This window comes from Streptomyces sp. NBC_01426 (assembly GCF_036231985.1).
Lineage (GTDB): Bacteria > Actinomycetota > Actinomycetes > Streptomycetales > Streptomycetaceae > Streptomyces.
Genome location: NZ_CP109500.1, coordinates 1,306,039 through 1,321,582, shown reverse-complemented (window position 1 = coordinate 1,321,582; position 15,544 = coordinate 1,306,039). Strand labels below are relative to the sequence as shown.

Sequence of the window (15,544 nt, the reverse complement as noted above, 5' to 3'; positions counted from 1 at the left end):
GGATTGTGATCCACCGGGCCGGGAGCCTCAAGCCCGCAGGCCCCTCACGGAGCGGCCGGCCGGGCCTCGGCCGGCCCGGGAGCCGCCGCCCTCACGGCTCCCGGCGGGCGCAGCCCCAGCGCCAGCCCGGCGAGCACCACCGCCAGGCCCACCCATACCGCCGGCCCGGGAACCGCCCCGCCCGTCGCCACCCCGACCCCCGCGGCCGCGATCGGCGCGACGCCCGTCAGCAGCCCGGCGCGGCCGGAACCCACCGCGGCCACCGTGCGGTACCAGAGCAGGAACGCCACGGCGGTCACCATGACGGCCAGGTGCCCGACGGCCGCCCACTGGGACGGACCCAGTTCCACCAGCTCGGCGGGGTGCTCCACGAGCACGGCGAGACCCGCCGACATCAGCGCCCCCATCCACACGGCGTGCACGGAGACACCCCACGCGCCGAGGCGCCCCAGGACCGGCACCGCCAGCAGCGTGAACCCCGCCTCGCAGCCCAGCGCGAGCGCCGCCCAGCCCACCCCGGCGGCGTCGCTCCGCCCCGTTCCCTCCACCAGCACGGCCCCGGCGACGACGACCGGCGCGGCCGTCACCACCCGACGGCTGGGCCGGCCGCCCTCCAACAGCGGCCCGACCAGGCCCATGACGATCGGCACGGCGGCCACGGCGACGGCGATCACGGCCGGTTCGGCATGCGCGACCCCCCGGACGACGGCCACGTTGAACAGCACCAGCCCGGTGGCCGCGACCCCGCCGAGCCACAGCCACTCCCGTCCCCGGGGACGCGCGATCGGGATCCGGGAGGCCCGGGCGAGGGTGCACAGGATCAGGGCGGCAGCCGTGTACCGGACCGCCTGGGTGGCGAACAGCGGGGCGTCGACGAGGGCGCGGGATACGGACACGCTGCTGCCGACCAGCACCATGCCGGCGATGCCGGGGGCGAGGTCGCGCAGCGGTGCCGCGGGAGCGGAAGGGTTCATGCCGCTCAGCCTCTGGCAGGATTGGACCCGTGAGCAGTGCCAATGAAGGTCATATCCAGGGGTCCAAAGCCGAGGGATCGGACTTCCTGCTGCTCGACATCGATCAAGCACCTCCCGGCGGCCGCACCGAATGGCTCACGGCCCGCATCCGCGCCGCCATCGATGACGGCACCCTGCCGGTGGGCAGCAGACTCCCGGCGGGCCGGGTCCTCGCGGCGGAACTTCGGGTGTCCCGGGGGCTGGTCACCGAGGTCTACCAGCGGCTCGCGGACGCCGGACAGGTCGTCGGCCGGGGGAGGGCGGGCACGACCGTGGTGGCGGCCCCCCTCACGGCGCCACCACGCACCCCCACACCCACCCCCGCCCCCACGCACCACACGCCCACGCCCGCGAGGGCCTCGACGGTCGCCGATGCATCAGGGGCGGCGTCGACCTCCCCGTTCCCCGCCCCGACGGCCGGGACCGCGCTCGTGGACGCGCTGCGCGCCGTGCCCTGCCGGATCGACCTGTCACCGGGGGTGCCGGACCTGGCCGCGTTCCCGCGCACGGCCTGGCTCCAGGCCGAACGCCGCGTCCTCGCGGAACTCACCCCAAGCGACTTCGGCTACGGGAGCCCGCAGGGCGCGCCCGCGCTGCGCGAGGCGGTGGCGGGTTGGCTCGCGCGCAACCGCGGGATCCGCGCCGACCCGGCCGAGCTGATCGTCGTCGCCGGCGTGGCCCAGGCCCTGGGACTGCTGGCCGGAGTGCTCCGGGCGGAGGGAGTGCACCGGGTGGCGGTCGAGGACCCCGGCTCGCTCGGGGCCCGGCAACAACTGGAGTACGGACGGATGGAGATGGTGCCCGTACCGGTGGACGGGGCCGGACTGGACGTGGCCCGACTCCGCGCGAGCGGAGCACGGGCGGTGCTGCTGACCCCCGCGCACCAGTTTCCCACCGGGGTCGTGCTCGACGGTGAACGCCGCCGCGAACTGCTGGCCTGGGCGGCCGCCGGGGGAGTGGTCATCGAGGACGACTACGACGCCGAACACCGCTACGACCGCGCCCCGGTACCCGCCCTGCGGGCCCTCCTGCCGGAGGCCGTCTGCTACGCGGGAAGCGTCTCGAAACTGCTCGCGCCCGCGCTCCGCCTGGGCTGGCTGCTCGTTCCCCCGCGGCTGCGCGACGCACTGGTCGAAGCGAAGCGCTACGCGGACCTCGGCAATCCCGTCCTGCCCCAACTCGTACTGGCCCGCCTGATGGCCTCCGGCGAACTGGAACGTCACCTGCGCCACGTCCGGCGCCGACACCGCCGCCGTCGGGACGCGATGCTGCGCGCGGTCGCCACCGAGTTGCCCGGCGCCCGCGTCCACGGCGCGGCCGCCGGCCTGCACCTCATGGTCACCTTCGACGGCGCAGCGTTCGACGACACCGCCCTCGCGACGGCCGCCCTGAGCCTGGGCGTCAAGGCGCACCCGCTGTCCTGGCACCGACTCGCCCCGGGCCCGCCGGGCCTGATCCTCGGATACGCGGCCGGTCCGGTCGGCGACGTCGAGGAAGGCGTCGCGCTCCTGGGCGAGGCACTGCGCCGCCTCCGGTGAGCCGGGCCCGGCCGTCGCCTCCGGCCATCTCCGGCAAGGAGCCTCGGCGTTGACAGACGCGCGCCGCGTGCGTGTAATGGGGAACGGTGTCGCGTGGCGCCGGCCACAGAGCAGTGGGCCGGCCGGCAGTCGGGCGATCACCCTTCACTCAGGGGACACTCCATGAGTTCGCACTCCGCGCTCCGCATCTGACGCCGAGCAGCCCGAGGCGGCGTCGCTCCCGCGCGTCCCGCCTCGCGGTCCGTTCCACGTGGCCTCCCGCCACCCCTTCACACCGCATGCCGCACGCCGGACACACCCCTCCGGCGCCGCGACGCGTGCCTCCACCCACGTACCGGAGACAGACATCCGCATGCCCACACCGTTCAACCGATCCGTCATCGAGGAGTTCCGCGCCCACCACGGCAAGGTCGGCGGCCCCTTCGAAGGGGCGGACCTGCTGCTGCTGACCACCACCGGCGCCCGTACCGGGACCGAGCGGACCACCCCGCTCGGATACGTCCGCCACGACGACGCCCTGCTGCTCGTCGCCTCCGACCTGGGCGGCCCCCGCCACCCCGACTGGTACCACAACCTGCTCGCCCACCCCGTGGTCCGCGTGGAACTCGGGACCGAGAGCTTCGAGGCCCTCGCCGTCCCGGCCGAAGAACCCCGGCGCGCGGAACTGTTCGCGTACGTGGAGAGCAGGTCCCCCGGGTACGCCGATTATCAGGCCCGCACCACCCGGATCCTGCCCGTCGTCGAGCTGCGGCGCGCCGAACCCGACGGCTGGGAGCCGCCGCGCGAGATCGCGACCCTGGCCGACAAGCTGCTGGAGACGCACACCTGGCTGCGGGCGCAGCTCCGACACGTCGGCGCCGAGGTCGACGCCCACTTCGTCGCACGGGCCGCGCACTCGGGTCCCGGGGATCCGCCGCCCCCGTCGCTCGGGCTCCAGATCCGACAGCGCTGCCTGGCCTTCTGCCGGTCCCTGGAGTTCCACCACACCACCGAGGACGCGCACCTGTTCCCCGGGATGGCCGTCCACCACCCCGCCCTGTCCGACGTGTTCGACCGGCTCCGCGCGGAGCACCGTACGGTCGCACGTCTCCAGGGCGCGCTGGTCGCCCTGTTGGGCGATCTCGCCGTCGCCGAACCGGAGCGGTTCCGCAGCGAGCTGCGGCGGATGTCGGACGCGCTGAACGCGCACCTCGACCACGAAGAGGAGGTGCTGCTGCCGCTGTTGGCCGACGTCCCCTGGCCCCCGGGACCGCCCGGCGGAGCCTGACGGCGGGCCCCGGAACCGGCGGACGGAGAACACCTCACGGCACACGCGGAAAAGTTTTTCGGAAACGGCGGCAACCTCCGGGACGGTCGCGCGTCGTGCGGGGGTGAAGGGCGTGGTTCCACGTCCTCGTCCCGACCGCACGACCGTGGAGTACCACCGTGAAGAACCTGAAGCGCGTCACCCTGTCCGCCCGCCGGGCGGCGACCGTCACCGCGGTCGCCGCCGGGGTGGCCGTCGCGTTGGGCGGGCCGGCCTTCGCCGCGCAGGGCGGGTCGAGTTCCGCCCCGGCGCCCGCCGTCAGCGCGATACCGTCCGCGTCGCCGACCGCCCCGACGAGCGCCCGGCCCACCGCCCGGCCCAGCACCCCTCCGACCGCGACGCCGTCCGTCCCGGGCGCCACGCCGCCCTCTGCCTCGCCCTCTCCCTCGACGAGCGCCAAGCCGAGCCCCCGCCCGACCAGCCCGGGCGGGACCCCGCCCTCCGCCTCGCCGAGCGCCGCCCCGGCCGCCCCCGGTTCCTCGCCCTCGCCCGACGGGGCCGAGCTCGCGCATACTGGCTCCTCTTCGACCAACGTGGCGCTGGGCGCCGGAGCCGTCGGCCTCATGGCCGCCGGAGCCGGCGCCCTGTACGCCGTACGGCGCCGCGCCGCCAACTGAGGACCCCCGTGCTCCACCTCGCACCAACCGTCGGCCCCCTCACGCCCGGCTTCGGCCGGGCGTGGCGGGGCCTGTGGGCGTTGTTGCTCCGCCGCGACCGGCCCGCCCCCGAGGCGCCCCAGCGCGGGTACGCGCACACCGACGCCCGGTACACCACCGGGTACGGCGACGCCCCGACCCCGCCCACCGTCAGTGAGCTGTACCACGCGCACCGGCTGCGCATGGTCCGCCTCGCGGTGCTCCTCGTCGACGACCTGGCCACCGCCGAGGACGTGGTGCAGGACGCCTTCACCGCCCTCTACCGTCGGCACGGAGAGGAGATCAAGGAGGTGGACAACGCGCTCGGCTACCTGCGCACCGCCGTCGTGAACACCTCCCGCTCCGTGCTGCGCCGCCGACGCACCGCCCGCGCCTGGAACCCGCCCGTGACGGCCGACATGCCGTCCGCCGAGGCCGCCGTCGTCCTCGACGAATCGCACCGCGAGGTACTCGCCGCGCTCGGGCGACTGACCCCGCGCCGACGGCAGGTCCTGGTGCTGCGCTACTGGGCGGACCTCAGCGAGGCGGAGATCGCCACCACCCTCGGGATCAGCCGGGGCGCGGTGAAATCGAACGCGAGCCGCGCCCTGGACGCGCTGGAACGGATTCTGGAGGGACGGGTATGACGCACGACGCCGACGAACGCCGGGTCGAACGGCGGCTGCGGCAGGCCCTGGCCGCGCGAGCCGACGAGGTGACCGTCGTGGCGCTGCGCCCCGCCGCCCCTCCCGGCCCCCACCTGCGACGGCTCGCGCCGACCACGGCGTGGCTGCGACGACTGTCGTGGTCCGTCGCCGGCCTGGCGGCGGCCGCCGCGGCGGTGACCGCGTACGTCCTGCTCACCCCGGACACGGCCCCGCCGCGTCCGGTCCCGCCGGCCGCGCCGCCCGAGTTCACCCCGTCGCCGTCGCAGCAGTCGCCCAGCCCCACCCCGCCCCGGACGCCCGGTCCGACCGGCGGCAGTGCGGAGCCCCCCGTGTCGCGACCCCCGTCCCCCGCCGCGAGCCGGTCGGGAGCCCCCAGGGCGACCCCGAGCGGCCCGACGGGCTCCCCGCGGCCCCCGTCCCGGTCGCCCTCGGCGCCCCCGCCGACGCCGTCCCCGTCCCCGTCCGCCCCGCCCTCGTCCGCCCCTTTCCCCTCGGCCAGCCCGAGCCGGGGCAACTAGGACATTGCCCTGCACCGGTACCTGAACGACAAGACCCGGGAGAGACGGCCTGTGCCGTCTCTCCCGGGTCTTGTCGTTCAGGTACCGGGTTACGCGGAGACCGTGCGGATGTTCTCCACCGCCGCGACCAGCGGGGCGAGTTCCGGGTTGCGTGCCGCTTCGTCGAGGGCCTCGCGCAGGGCGGTGTCGTTCGTCGGTCGGGCCGCCGTCAGCAGGCTCAGGCCGGCTTCGCTCACGTCGGTGTAGATGCCCCTGCGGTCGGTGTCGCAGATGTAGCGGTTCAGCAGCCCGCGGTCCTCCAGCCGGCTGACCAGTCGGGTCGTCGCGCTCTGGCTGAGCACCACCGAGTCGGCCACCTGGTGCATCCGCAGGTGGCCGCCCGGGCCGCTGTGCTGGCGGCTGAGCACGTCCAGCAGCGAGTACTCCCGGACGCTCAGTTCGTGGCCCGCCTGGAGGGCCCGTTCGATGTGGGCCTCGATCCGGCCGTGGAGGAGGGAGAGGGCGCACCAGCCCTGGGAGAGGGCGGTGAGTGCACTGTCCGTGGCGGTCATGGGCGGGCTCCTCCTTCGAAGCGTGTCCCCCCAGGATAGGTCACGGCCGCAATAGCCCGCGCTTGCAAATATCCCGCGTCTGCAATTAATGTGGACGCACGTAAGCCGCGACAGCAAGTGAAGCGGCAGCACAGGCAACCTCCCCCCTGAAGGGCACCCCCTCATGCCTCTCGCACTCCTGGCACTCGCCATCGGCGCCTTCGGGATCGGCACCACCGAATTCGTGATCATGGGCCTGCTCCCCGAGGTCGCCGGCGACTACGGCGTCTCGATCCCCACCGCGGGCTTCCTGGTCACCGGCTACGCGCTCGGTGTCGTCCTCGGCGCCCCGCTGATGACCATCCTCGGCACCCGCATCCCCCGCAAGCGCATGCTGATGCTGCTCATGGGCCTGTTCGTCGTCGGCAACGTCATCTCCGCCCTCGCCCCGGCCTTCGGCGTCATGCTCGCCGGGCGCGTCGTCGCCTCCCTCGCCCACGGCGCCTTCTTCGGGATCGGCTCGGTGGTCGCCGCCGGCCTCGTCGCCCCGGAGAAGAAGGCCGGCGCGATCGCCATGATGTTCACCGGCCTCACCGTCGCCAACGTGGTCGGCGTACCGCTCGGCACCCTCGTCGGCCAGACCCTCGGCTGGCGCGTCACCTTCCTGATCGTCGCCGGCCTCGGCGTGCTCGGTCTGCTCGGCATCGCCAAGCTGGTCCCCGAGCTGCCCCGCCCCGAGGGCGTCCGGATCCGCCACGAGCTGGCCGCCTTCCGCAACGTCCAGGTGCTCCTGGCGATGGCCATGACCGTGCTCGGCTTCGGCGGGGTCTTCGCCGCCATCACCTACATCACCCCGATGATGACCCACGTCGCCGGATTCGCCGGCGCCTCCGTGACCTGGCTGCTCGTCCTCTTCGGCCTCGGCATGGTCGCGGGCAACCTCATCGGCGGAAAGTTCGCCGACCGGGCCCTCATGCCGATGCTGTACGTGTCCCTGGGCGCGCTCGCCGTGGTCCTGGCCGTGTTCACCGTCACCGCCCACAACAGGTTCGGCGCCGCCGTCACCATCGTCCTGATCGGCGCCCTCGGCTTCGCCACCGTGCCCCCGCTGCAAAAGCGCGTCCTCGACCAGGCCGCCGGCGCCCCCACCCTGGCCTCCGCCGTCAACATCGGCGCCTTCAACCTCGGCAACGCCCTCGCCGCCTGGCTCGGCGGGCTCGTCCTCGCCGCAGGCCTCGGCTGGACCGCACCGAACTGGGTCGGCGCCGCCCTCGCCGCCTCCGCGCTCGTCCTCGCCGTCGCCTCCGGCGCGCTGGAGCGCCGTACGGCCGCCCGCGCCGGCGGCGGCCGGATCGTCGCCGCCGCGACCCCCGAGACCGCCGTCCCCGCACACCACTGACCCGCCCTTCCCCGACACCCCGAGTCCCCACACTCCGTTCACCGACACCCCAGGAGCACCCCCATGTCCGGCACCACCACCGCCACCCGCACCGCCGTCGCCCCGCTGACCACCGAGGACGCCGAACTGCTGCTCGGCGCCGCCCGCGCCGCGGCCGAGGAGGCCGGGGTCACCGTCAGCGTCACCGTCCTCGACGCGGGCGGCCACCCGCTCGCCTTCCGCCGCGACGACCGGGCCGTCCTGATCTCCGGCGAGACCAGCACCCGCAAGGCGTACACCGCCCTCCAGCTGAACGCCCCGACCGCCGACCTCGTCGAGGCCGTCCAGCCCGGCGCCCCCTTCCACACCCTGCCGACCGCACTGGACCGGCCGCTCCTGTTCATCGCGGGAGGCCTGCCGGTCCACCGCGACGGCCGGCTCGTCGGCGCCATCGGCGTCGGCGGCGGGGCCCCCGAGCAGGACCACGGCTTCGCCGTCGCCGCGCTGGAGACCCTCGCCGCGCTGGTCTGACCCTCCCGGGTCGCGAGCCCGTGTCCCCCGTGCCAGGTTGGGTACGGGGGACACGAGCGCATGATGCGGCAATCGACGAAGCACAGGAAAGGTCGGGCCATCGCGACGGCAACGGTCGCCGCCGTGGTCTCCCTGGTCCTGCCCGGATGCTCGGCCGGCTCCGACAGCGCCCGCGGGGCGGAGACCCCGCAGGCCACCGGCACCGGGCCCGGCACCACGCCGGGCTCCCCGCCGCCGTCGGCGCCGCCCACCCCCGAGCCGAGCCCCACGCCCTCGTACCCGCTGTCCACGGCCCCCCGCACGGTCCCCGCCGTACGCGAACACGCGCCGGCCCGCGGCCCCGGCTGGAAGCCCGCGCCGGCCGCCCGGGTCGTCGTACCGCCCGCCGACGCGGCGGCCCTGTCCGACGAGGGCCGGCTGCTCGCCGGCGAACTCAAGATGGGCTTCGCGCAGTCGGCCGACCCGCGCCCCGGCGACGTGGAACTCGCGCTGGGCGCGAAGAACTCCGGAGCGCCCGAGTCCTACACCCTCACCGTCGGGGACGGCCGGGTGCGCATCACCGGACCCGACGAGGCCGGCGTCTTCTACGGCACCCGCACGCTCAAGCAGGAGATACGCACGGCCGGCAAGGCACCCGAGGGCACGGTGCGCGACGCCCCCGCCAAACCGCAGCGCGGACTCAACCTCGACATCGCGCGCAAGAACTTCACCCCCGACTGGATCGAGGACCGGCTGCGCGAGATGGGCGACCTCAAGCTCAACCAGCTCGGTCTGCACTTCTCCGACGACCAGGCCTTCCGGATCGAGTCCACCTCCCATCCGGAGATCGTCTCCACCCCGCACCTCACGAAGGCGGACGTGCGCCGGATCACCGCGCTCGCCGCCCGCCTGCACATCACCGTCGTCCCGGAGATCGACTCGCCCGGACACCTGGGCGCGGTCCTGCGCGCCCACCCGGACCTCCAGCTGCGCGACGTGCGGGGGCGCCCGGTCAAGGGCGCCGTCGACATGGCGAACCCGGCGTCGGCGAAGCTCGTGGACGAGCTCCTGCGCGAGTACATCCCGCTCTTCCCCGGCGGCGCCTGGCACCTGGGCGCCGACGAGTACCAGGCCCTGGTGGTCAAGGACCCGCAGGCCTCCTTCCCGCAGCTCGCCGCCGCCGCCCGACAGCGCTACGGGCCGTCCGCGCGGGTGCAGGACCTGGCCGCGGGCTGGCTCAACGACCGGGCCGCCGTCGTACGCCCCTCGGGCAAGACGCTCAAGGCCTGGAACGACGGCTTCTTCACCGGGGGAGTGGTCCCCGCCGCCAAGGACCTCCAGGTCGAGTACTGGACGGGCAAGGAGCTCGGCGCCCGACCTCCCCTCGCCTACCTCCGCGAGGGCCGCAAGGTCGTCAACCTCAACGACGAGTACCTGTACTACGTCCTGGGCCAGCCGAACGACTTCGCCTACCCCACCGGCCGGCGGATCTACGAGCAGTGGACCCCGCTGGTCCTGCGCGGCACGACGCCCGTGCCCGCCTCGTACGACGACCAGATCCTCGGCGGCCGGCTCGCCGTCTGGGCCGACCTGGCCGGGTCCCAGACCCAGGCGCAGGTGGCCGAGGGCATCCGGCTCCCGCTGGCCGCCCTGTCGCAGAAGCTCTGGGACTCCAGGACCCCGAGCCTCGACTGGGCCGCGTTCCGCTCGCTCGCCGACGGACTGCGCTGAATCCGTTGGCCAACACCGGTCCGCGTTGATTGGATCGGTCCATGAACGACGAACTCCGGACCACGGCCCACGCGCTTGCGAGCGGCTTCGAGATATCCACCGACCCGGCCCGGCTCGACGCCGCGCTGATCCACCGCTGGCTGTCCGAGGACTCCTACTGGGCGCTCGGCCGCAGCCGAGAGAAGCAGGACGCGGCCCTCGCCGGCTCACTCAACTTCGGGGTGTACGACAGCGCCTCGGACGCCCAGCTGGGCTACGCCCGCGTCGTCACCGACCGGGCCACCTTCGGCTGGTTGTGCGACGTCTACATCGCCCCGGACGCCCGGGGCAAGGGCCTGGGCACGGCCCTGGCCGCCGCGGTCCGGGACCACCTGGAGCCGTACGGGCTGCGGCGGATCCTGCTGGCCACGGCCGACGCGCACGAGGTCTACGCGAAGGTCGGCTTCGCACCCCTGGACCACCCGGAGAAGTGGATGGCGCTCGGCAGCCAGTGAACCGCGGCAGCCAGTGGACCGCGGCAGCCAGTGGACCGCAGCACCAGTGAACCGCGGCGGCCGGTGAACCCCGGCGGTCAGCGCACCGGGCCCGAGCGGCTCTGCGGGTCCTGCGGCTCGCGCCGGGGCGAGTGGTCGCGCAGCTGCCACCGCCGCCGGACCCATTGGCCGATCAGCGGCAGCGACATGACCACGGTGAGGATCCAGGCGGCCGCGAAGGACCAGATCAGCGGCTGCGCCACGGTGATGGCGGCCGCGACGAGGAGGGCCACGGTCAGCGCGCCCAGCCCGCAGGCCGTCACGATCCGCTGTCTCAGGCTCGCGGAGCGCAGTCGGCGGTTCAGTGACCGGTCACCCTTGAGTTGTGCCTCGATCTCGGAGAGGGCGCGCTGCTCGTGATCGGAAAGTCCGGCTCCACCCATGACGACGTACCTCCGTCGGCTGCCGCCGTCGGGCGCGGAACGCAGCCTGTGCGCTGCGAATACCCGGCCTGACGCGCGTCAACCGCCGGAGGACGTCATGGTTGCCGGGATCGGTCACCAGATGGAGCCGACCCACTCCGGGTGGTCGATGAACGGGTTCCGGTTGTGCTGGTACGTATCGAAGATGACCTGGTTGCGGCGCTGCTCGAAGGCGTCCGGCGGGTCCTGGAGGCTCCACTGCTTCAGCACGCTGATCCGGCCCATCGCCGGGGCGGAGCCGTTGTTGACCTTGTCGTTGAGTTCGAGGTTCGCGAAGCCGTCCTCCCCGTCGTAGCGCACGGCCATGTAGAGCAGCATCCGGGCCACGTCGCCCTTGACCGCGTCGCGCGGCTCGAAGGAGTCGGAGTCCGTGAAGCTGCCGGAGGCCTCGGACACCGGGCTGCCGCCCTTGTCGAAGTCCTTGTTGCCGCGGGTGCTGTTGACCGTCACGTCCTCGGGACGCAGGTGGTGCAGGTCCGTGCCGGGGCCGGTCGCGGTGCCGAAGTCGCCGTGGCTCTTGGCCCAGACGTGCTCGCGGTTCCAGTCGTTGGCGCCGCCCCCGTTGGAGGTCTTGGACTGCGAGCGGCCCGAGTACACGAGGATGACGTTGTTCGGGTTGGCGGGGTCCTGGTCGGTGACCTTCAGGGCGTTCCACACGCCGTCGTACGACACCTTGGTCTGGGTCTTGATGATGCCGTGGAGCGCGGTCTTCAGCGCGGCGCCGGTCTTGCCCTGCGCCGGGGCGTAGTAGTCGTCGTAGGCCGCGGCGGCGCCGGCCGCGGCGGGCGCGACGTGGGGAGCCGCCGTCCGCTGCGAGCCGGCCGAAGCGGTGGCCGGTATGAGGACGAGCGAGGCGGCCGCGAGGCCGGCCGCACAGGGAGCGATTCGGGAGATTCTCATGACGTGGGGGATGCCTCTCCATCACGCACCGTCCCCGCCAAGGCGGTTGGCGGGGTGTCAGGTGGCAGAGCGAGGCTGACATTGTCATGCGCCCAACAGGTAAAAAGGATGTGTCCTGCGTGCGGATCTTGTGTTTGTCCGCGTCGGGGCAAGGGCACGGTAGCGAGGGCCCGAACCGTGCGAAATCCCCACCGGGAGCAGCCCATGCCAACGAAGATCCTCATCGTCACCGGCGACGCAGCGGAGTCGCTGGAGGTCCTCTACCCCTACCAGCGACTGCGCGAGGAAGGCTACGAGGTCCACATCGCGGCCCCGGCGGTCAAGAAACTCCGTTTCGTGGTGCACGACTTCGAGGACGGGTTCGACACCTACACCGAGAAGCCCGGCTACACCTGGCCCGCCGACATCGCCTTCGCCGACGTGGTGACGGAGGACTACGAGGCCGTCGTCGTCCCGGGCGGGCGGGCGCCCGAGTACCTGCGCAACGACCCCGAGGTGCGACGCATCCTGGCCGCCTTCGCCGAGGCCGACAAGCCGATCGCGCAGATCTGCCACGGCCCCTTGATCACCGCCGCCGCAGGGACCCTGGAGGGCCGCCGGGTCACCGCGTACCCGGCCCTGGAACTCGACATGAAGGCCGCGGGCGCGCGCTTCGAGGACTCCGAGGCGGTGGTGGACGGGACCCTGGTGTCGGCCCGCGCCTGGCCGGACCACTCGGCCTGGATGAGGGAGTTCCTGACCGTGCTGCGCGGCAAGGCCCCGGTGGTCTGACGCACGGGAATGCCGGCCCCCGGATGTCGGCCCGCCGGGGGTGGGCCGGGCCCGGTCGGCGGCGCGTGATCGGCCGCGTGCGGTCCACACCCGTCGGCGCCGGGGGCTCGCCCCCGGCGCCGACGATCGTCAGTTGCCCGAGGTGACCCGCGGGGCGGGCTCGTTCTTGTAGTTCGCGGGGCCGAAGTTCTTCTTCACGGCCGCGTCCCAGGAGCCGTCCGAGACCATCTTCGTCAGCGCGCTGTTGATCTTGCGCTGGAGGTCCGCGTTGCCCTTCTTGATGCCGATGCCGTAGTTCTCGTTGCTGAGGTTCAACCCGATCAGCTTGAACTTGCCCGCGTACTCCTTCCGGGCCGCGTAGCCGGCCAGGATGGAGTTGTCGGTGGTCATGGCGTCGGCCTCGCGCGCCTGGAGGGCGACGACGCACTCCGAGTAGCTGCCGAGCTCCAGCAGGCTCGCCTTCGGCGCGAGGTTCTTCTTGACGTTCTCGGCGGAGGTCGAGCCGGTGACCGAACAGAGCTTCTTGGAGTTGAGGTCCTCGGCCTTGGTGATGCTGTTGTCGTCGGCCCGGACCATCAGGTCCTGGTGCGCGATGAAGTACGGGCCGGCGAAGTCGACCTTCTCCTTGCGCTTGTCGCTGATCGAGTAGCTCGCGGCGACGAACTGGACCTCGTTGTACTGGATCAGCAGTTCCCGGTCGGAGCTGAATACCTGCTTGAACTCGATCTCGCTCGGCTTGTAGCCGAGCTCCTTCGCGATGTACGTGGCGACGTCGACGTCGAAACCGGTGAAGGTTCCGTCGGGCTCGCGCATCCCGATTCCGGGCTGGTCGAACTTGATCCCGATGCCGATGGGCTCCTTGGGGTCGTCACCGCCACACCCGGAGGCGGTGACGGCGAGGGCGATCACTGCGGCGACCGCACCGGCCTTGGGAACCTTCATGCTGCACTCTTTCCTCGGGAACGCGGATCACGCGGGAACGGGGGCGAACGGTGTCGTGCGGAGTACCGGGTCGGTACGGGGTGGCGCGGGGAGCGGAGCCGGTGAGGTTCCGGGCACGCGCGGAACCGCGGGGTCGTCGCGCACGTGTAGGAGGAAGCTAGGAAGGTGACGGGCACACCGTCACTACATCTGAGGAAAACTTGAGGGTAACAATCCGGTTCGGCCAAAGATTTACCGGTCGATCCGGGGCGTAGCCGGACAAGGGGGAACGGCGTGGTGAACGGTTCGGTACGGATCAACGGGAACGCGCTGCAGCTCGGCGACGGCGCGCAGATCAGGTTCATCCGAACCCTGCGCCTCCCGGAGTCGGGTACGCACGGGCTCCCTCCGGGGCTCGGGGAGTTTCCGCTGCGACGGGTCGAGGACCACCCGGACACGGTTCCGGCCGAGTGGCTCGCCAAGGGCGGGGTGATGCTGCCGGTCCACCTGCGCGAGGCGATGTGGCTGAGCTTCGCGGGCACCCGGGAGCCCGCCGCGCTCCAGGTCGGCGTCGGCAAGGTCTGCGCCGTCTCGGGCGAGCGGTGGACGGGACGGCTCGCGCGCCGCCCGCAGAACTACGTGGTGCTCCCGCGCCAGCCGTGGCTGGACGGGATCAACTCGGGCCAGGGGACGGTGCGTCAGTTCGTCGCCGTGCCGCTCGGCCTCGGCGCCACGGTCGAGGGACAGGTCACCGGCGAGGAGACCACGGGCGGCGTGCAGCTCCAGGCGTTCCCGCTCGGCCCCGAGCCGTTGCGGCGCTGGCGCGAGCAGGAGCGGGCCCGGCTGACCCCGCCGCCGATGCCGGCCGCGTTCGCAGGGTACGGCGGCGCGCCGGCGCCGGCGGCCCCGGGGAGCGCGCCCGTGGCCCCTCGGGCCGCGGCCCCCGCGCGATCGGCTCCCGCGATGGGCCTGGGGGTGGGCGGTTCCATGCGCCAGGAGGTGTACGAGGACACGCGGCCCCCGTCGGACTGGGCCGAGGAACCGGCCGCGCGCGTCTTCGTCCACCTGGTGACCCCGCCCGAGTGGCGGCGCATCACCGGCGAGCCCGCCCCGCCCTCGCCGGTCGACCGGGCCGCCTACACCCGGGCCGGGCTGCCGTGGTTCGACTACTACGACGAGAGCGGCACCGACCTGCCCGCCACCGACACCCTCGGTGCGGTCAAGCCGGTCGGCGACTGGATCGGCGACGACCACACCCCGTGGGTCGCCCCGACCGTGTCCCAGACCCATCCGCTGGGCAATGCCCCCCGCCCGGGCAAGCCCGTCCAGGACGGCGACTGGTAGCGGGTCGGCGCGGGCGGCGGGGGCCGACCGACCGCCCCCGGCCGCCCGTCGGCGGCGGATCCCGACTGGCCGGGAACATGCGGTCGTCGACGCGGTGATCGCGGGCGCGTGACAGCATGGCCGGGCAATGCCCGGTGTGCGGAGGGGGAGTTCGATGAGCGGAATACGCAAGAGCCTGGCCAAGGTGGAGATCGCGTTGCGGTGGGACCCCAGCCCGACCGGTGCGCCCGCGCACGACCTCGACATACTGGCCGCGGTCTACGGGGCGGCGGATCCGTACGGCCACCCCGTCTACCTCGTCCACTTCGGCAGCCGCGCACCCGACGGCACCATCACCCTCGACCGGGACAGCGACACCGGGCAGGGCTTCGGCTTCGACGAGGTGATGACCGTCGAACTGAACCGCATGTCGACCGAGTTGGTCCGGGTGGTGGTGGGGGTGGTGATCCAGGACCCCGGCCCGCAGGGTGCCCGCACGAAGACCTTCGCCTCCGTGGCCGGTACCGGACTGCGGATCCGCGAGGGCTACACCGAACTCGCCGCGTCCGACTTCGAGGGCGTCGCAGGATCCACCGCGGCCACGGTCGCGGAGTTCGCCCGGGACGCTTCGGGCGGCTGGTCACTGGATGCGAGCGAGCGCGGGTTCGACACCGAGCCGGAGGAGTTCACCCGCATCATGGGGGCCGCCCGGTCCTGACCTGATGCGGCCGATCAGATCGGGCGGCGGTCACTCGTCGTGCGAGTGCCCGCCGCCCGGTCCGGCCGGCGCGCTGCCGCCGTCCCCACGTGGCAGCGCGGGCGGGTCGCCGCCCGGTCATCGGGGACG

General features: G+C 73.3%; 17 protein-coding genes. 12 read left to right on the top strand and 5 right to left on the bottom strand.

All coding sequences use genetic code 11. The features are described from left to right. Nucleotides 1-44: 44 nt before the first annotated feature. Nucleotides 45-974, bottom strand: coding sequence for a DMT family transporter (locus OG906_RS05935; RefSeq protein WP_329440686.1), 930 nt, complete (start codon nucleotides 972-974; stop codon nucleotides 45-47). Between the two features lie 29 nt (nucleotides 975-1,003). On the opposite strand from OG906_RS05935, the gene pdxR reads away from it, so the two are divergent. The 5 genes from pdxR to OG906_RS05910 all read left to right on the top strand — a co-directional run bounded on the left by pdxR (nucleotide 1,004) and on the right by OG906_RS05910 (nucleotide 5,678). Continuing rightward, nucleotides 1,004-2,551, top strand: coding sequence for a MocR-like pyridoxine biosynthesis transcription factor PdxR (gene pdxR / locus OG906_RS05930; RefSeq protein WP_329440684.1), 1,548 nt, complete (start codon nucleotides 1,004-1,006; stop codon nucleotides 2,549-2,551). A 352-nt stretch (nucleotides 2,552-2,903) separates the two neighbouring features. After that, entirely contained in the window at nucleotides 2,904-3,818 is a 915-nt protein-coding gene (locus OG906_RS05925; protein ID WP_329440682.1) for a nitroreductase/quinone reductase family protein, read from the top strand. Between the two features lie 158 nt (nucleotides 3,819-3,976). Then, nucleotides 3,977-4,474 (top strand): LPXTG cell wall anchor domain-containing protein, encoded by a 498-nt coding sequence (locus OG906_RS05920; RefSeq protein WP_329440678.1) that lies wholly within the window; start codon nucleotides 3,977-3,979, stop codon nucleotides 4,472-4,474. Nucleotides 4,475-4,482: 8 nt separating this feature from the next. Further along, on the top strand, nucleotides 4,483-5,139 hold the full coding sequence (locus tag OG906_RS05915; protein WP_329440676.1) for an RNA polymerase sigma factor: 657 nt from the start codon (nucleotides 4,483-4,485) through the stop codon (nucleotides 5,137-5,139). Then, nucleotides 5,136-5,678: a hypothetical protein gene (locus OG906_RS05910; RefSeq protein WP_329440674.1), complete on the top strand. Its 543-nt coding sequence runs from the start codon at nucleotides 5,136-5,138 to the stop codon at nucleotides 5,676-5,678. The genes OG906_RS05915 and OG906_RS05910 overlap by 4 nt, the downstream gene beginning before the upstream one ends. A gap of 89 nt (nucleotides 5,679-5,767) precedes the next feature. On the opposite strand, the gene OG906_RS05905 is transcribed toward OG906_RS05910, so the two are convergent. Then, nucleotides 5,768-6,229, bottom strand: coding sequence for a MarR family winged helix-turn-helix transcriptional regulator (locus tag OG906_RS05905; protein WP_267829014.1), 462 nt, complete (start codon nucleotides 6,227-6,229; stop codon nucleotides 5,768-5,770). A 163-nt stretch (nucleotides 6,230-6,392) separates the two neighbouring features. On the opposite strand from OG906_RS05905, the gene OG906_RS05900 reads away from it, so the two are divergent. The 4 genes from OG906_RS05900 to OG906_RS05885 all read left to right on the top strand — a co-directional run bounded on the left by OG906_RS05900 (nucleotide 6,393) and on the right by OG906_RS05885 (nucleotide 10,321). Next, complete coding sequence (locus tag OG906_RS05900) at nucleotides 6,393-7,607, top strand: MFS transporter (RefSeq protein WP_329440671.1); 1,215 nt, start codon at nucleotides 6,393-6,395, stop codon at nucleotides 7,605-7,607. Nucleotides 7,608-7,670: 63 nt separating this feature from the next. Beyond that, complete coding sequence (locus OG906_RS05895; RefSeq protein WP_267829016.1) at nucleotides 7,671-8,117, top strand: GlcG/HbpS family heme-binding protein; 447 nt, start codon at nucleotides 7,671-7,673, stop codon at nucleotides 8,115-8,117. A gap of 60 nt (nucleotides 8,118-8,177) precedes the next feature. Then, nucleotides 8,178-9,827 carry a beta-N-acetylhexosaminidase gene (locus OG906_RS05890; protein ID WP_443067357.1) on the top strand — a complete coding sequence of 550 codons (1,650 nt, stop codon included), beginning with the start codon at nucleotides 8,178-8,180 and terminating at the stop codon, nucleotides 9,825-9,827. Between the two features lie 41 nt (nucleotides 9,828-9,868). Further along, a complete protein-coding gene (locus OG906_RS05885; RefSeq protein ID WP_329440667.1) occupies nucleotides 9,869-10,321 on the top strand; it encodes a GNAT family N-acetyltransferase in 453 nt (150 codons plus the stop codon). A 77-nt stretch (nucleotides 10,322-10,398) separates the two neighbouring features. Here the strand turns inward: OG906_RS05885 and OG906_RS05880 are convergent, their stop codons facing one another. Further along, nucleotides 10,399-10,743: a DUF3040 domain-containing protein gene (locus OG906_RS05880; protein WP_329440665.1), complete on the bottom strand. Its 345-nt coding sequence runs from the start codon at nucleotides 10,741-10,743 to the stop codon at nucleotides 10,399-10,401. Between the two features lie 114 nt (nucleotides 10,744-10,857). After that, on the bottom strand, nucleotides 10,858-11,682 hold the full coding sequence (locus tag OG906_RS05875; protein ID WP_267800926.1) for an endonuclease I family protein: 825 nt from the start codon (nucleotides 11,680-11,682) through the stop codon (nucleotides 10,858-10,860). Between the two features lie 204 nt (nucleotides 11,683-11,886). Between OG906_RS05875 and OG906_RS05870 the strand changes: the two genes are divergently transcribed. Then, a complete protein-coding gene (locus tag OG906_RS05870; RefSeq protein ID WP_267800928.1) occupies nucleotides 11,887-12,453 on the top strand; it encodes a DJ-1/PfpI family protein in 567 nt (188 codons plus the stop codon). Nucleotides 12,454-12,582: 129 nt separating this feature from the next. Here the strand turns inward: OG906_RS05870 and OG906_RS05865 are convergent, their stop codons facing one another. Continuing rightward, nucleotides 12,583-13,395, bottom strand: a complete 813-nt coding sequence (locus OG906_RS05865) for a glutamate ABC transporter substrate-binding protein (RefSeq protein ID WP_267800930.1) — start codon at nucleotides 13,393-13,395, stop codon at nucleotides 12,583-12,585. Nucleotides 13,396-13,668: 273 nt separating this feature from the next. On the opposite strand from OG906_RS05865, the gene OG906_RS05860 reads away from it, so the two are divergent. After that, on the top strand, nucleotides 13,669-14,718 hold the full coding sequence (locus OG906_RS05860; RefSeq protein ID WP_329440660.1) for a hypothetical protein: 1,050 nt from the start codon (nucleotides 13,669-13,671) through the stop codon (nucleotides 14,716-14,718). 154 nt (nucleotides 14,719-14,872) lie between these two features. Next, on the top strand, nucleotides 14,873-15,415 hold the full coding sequence (locus tag OG906_RS05855; protein WP_329440658.1) for a TerD family protein: 543 nt from the start codon (nucleotides 14,873-14,875) through the stop codon (nucleotides 15,413-15,415). Nucleotides 15,416-15,544: the final 129 nt, after the last annotated feature.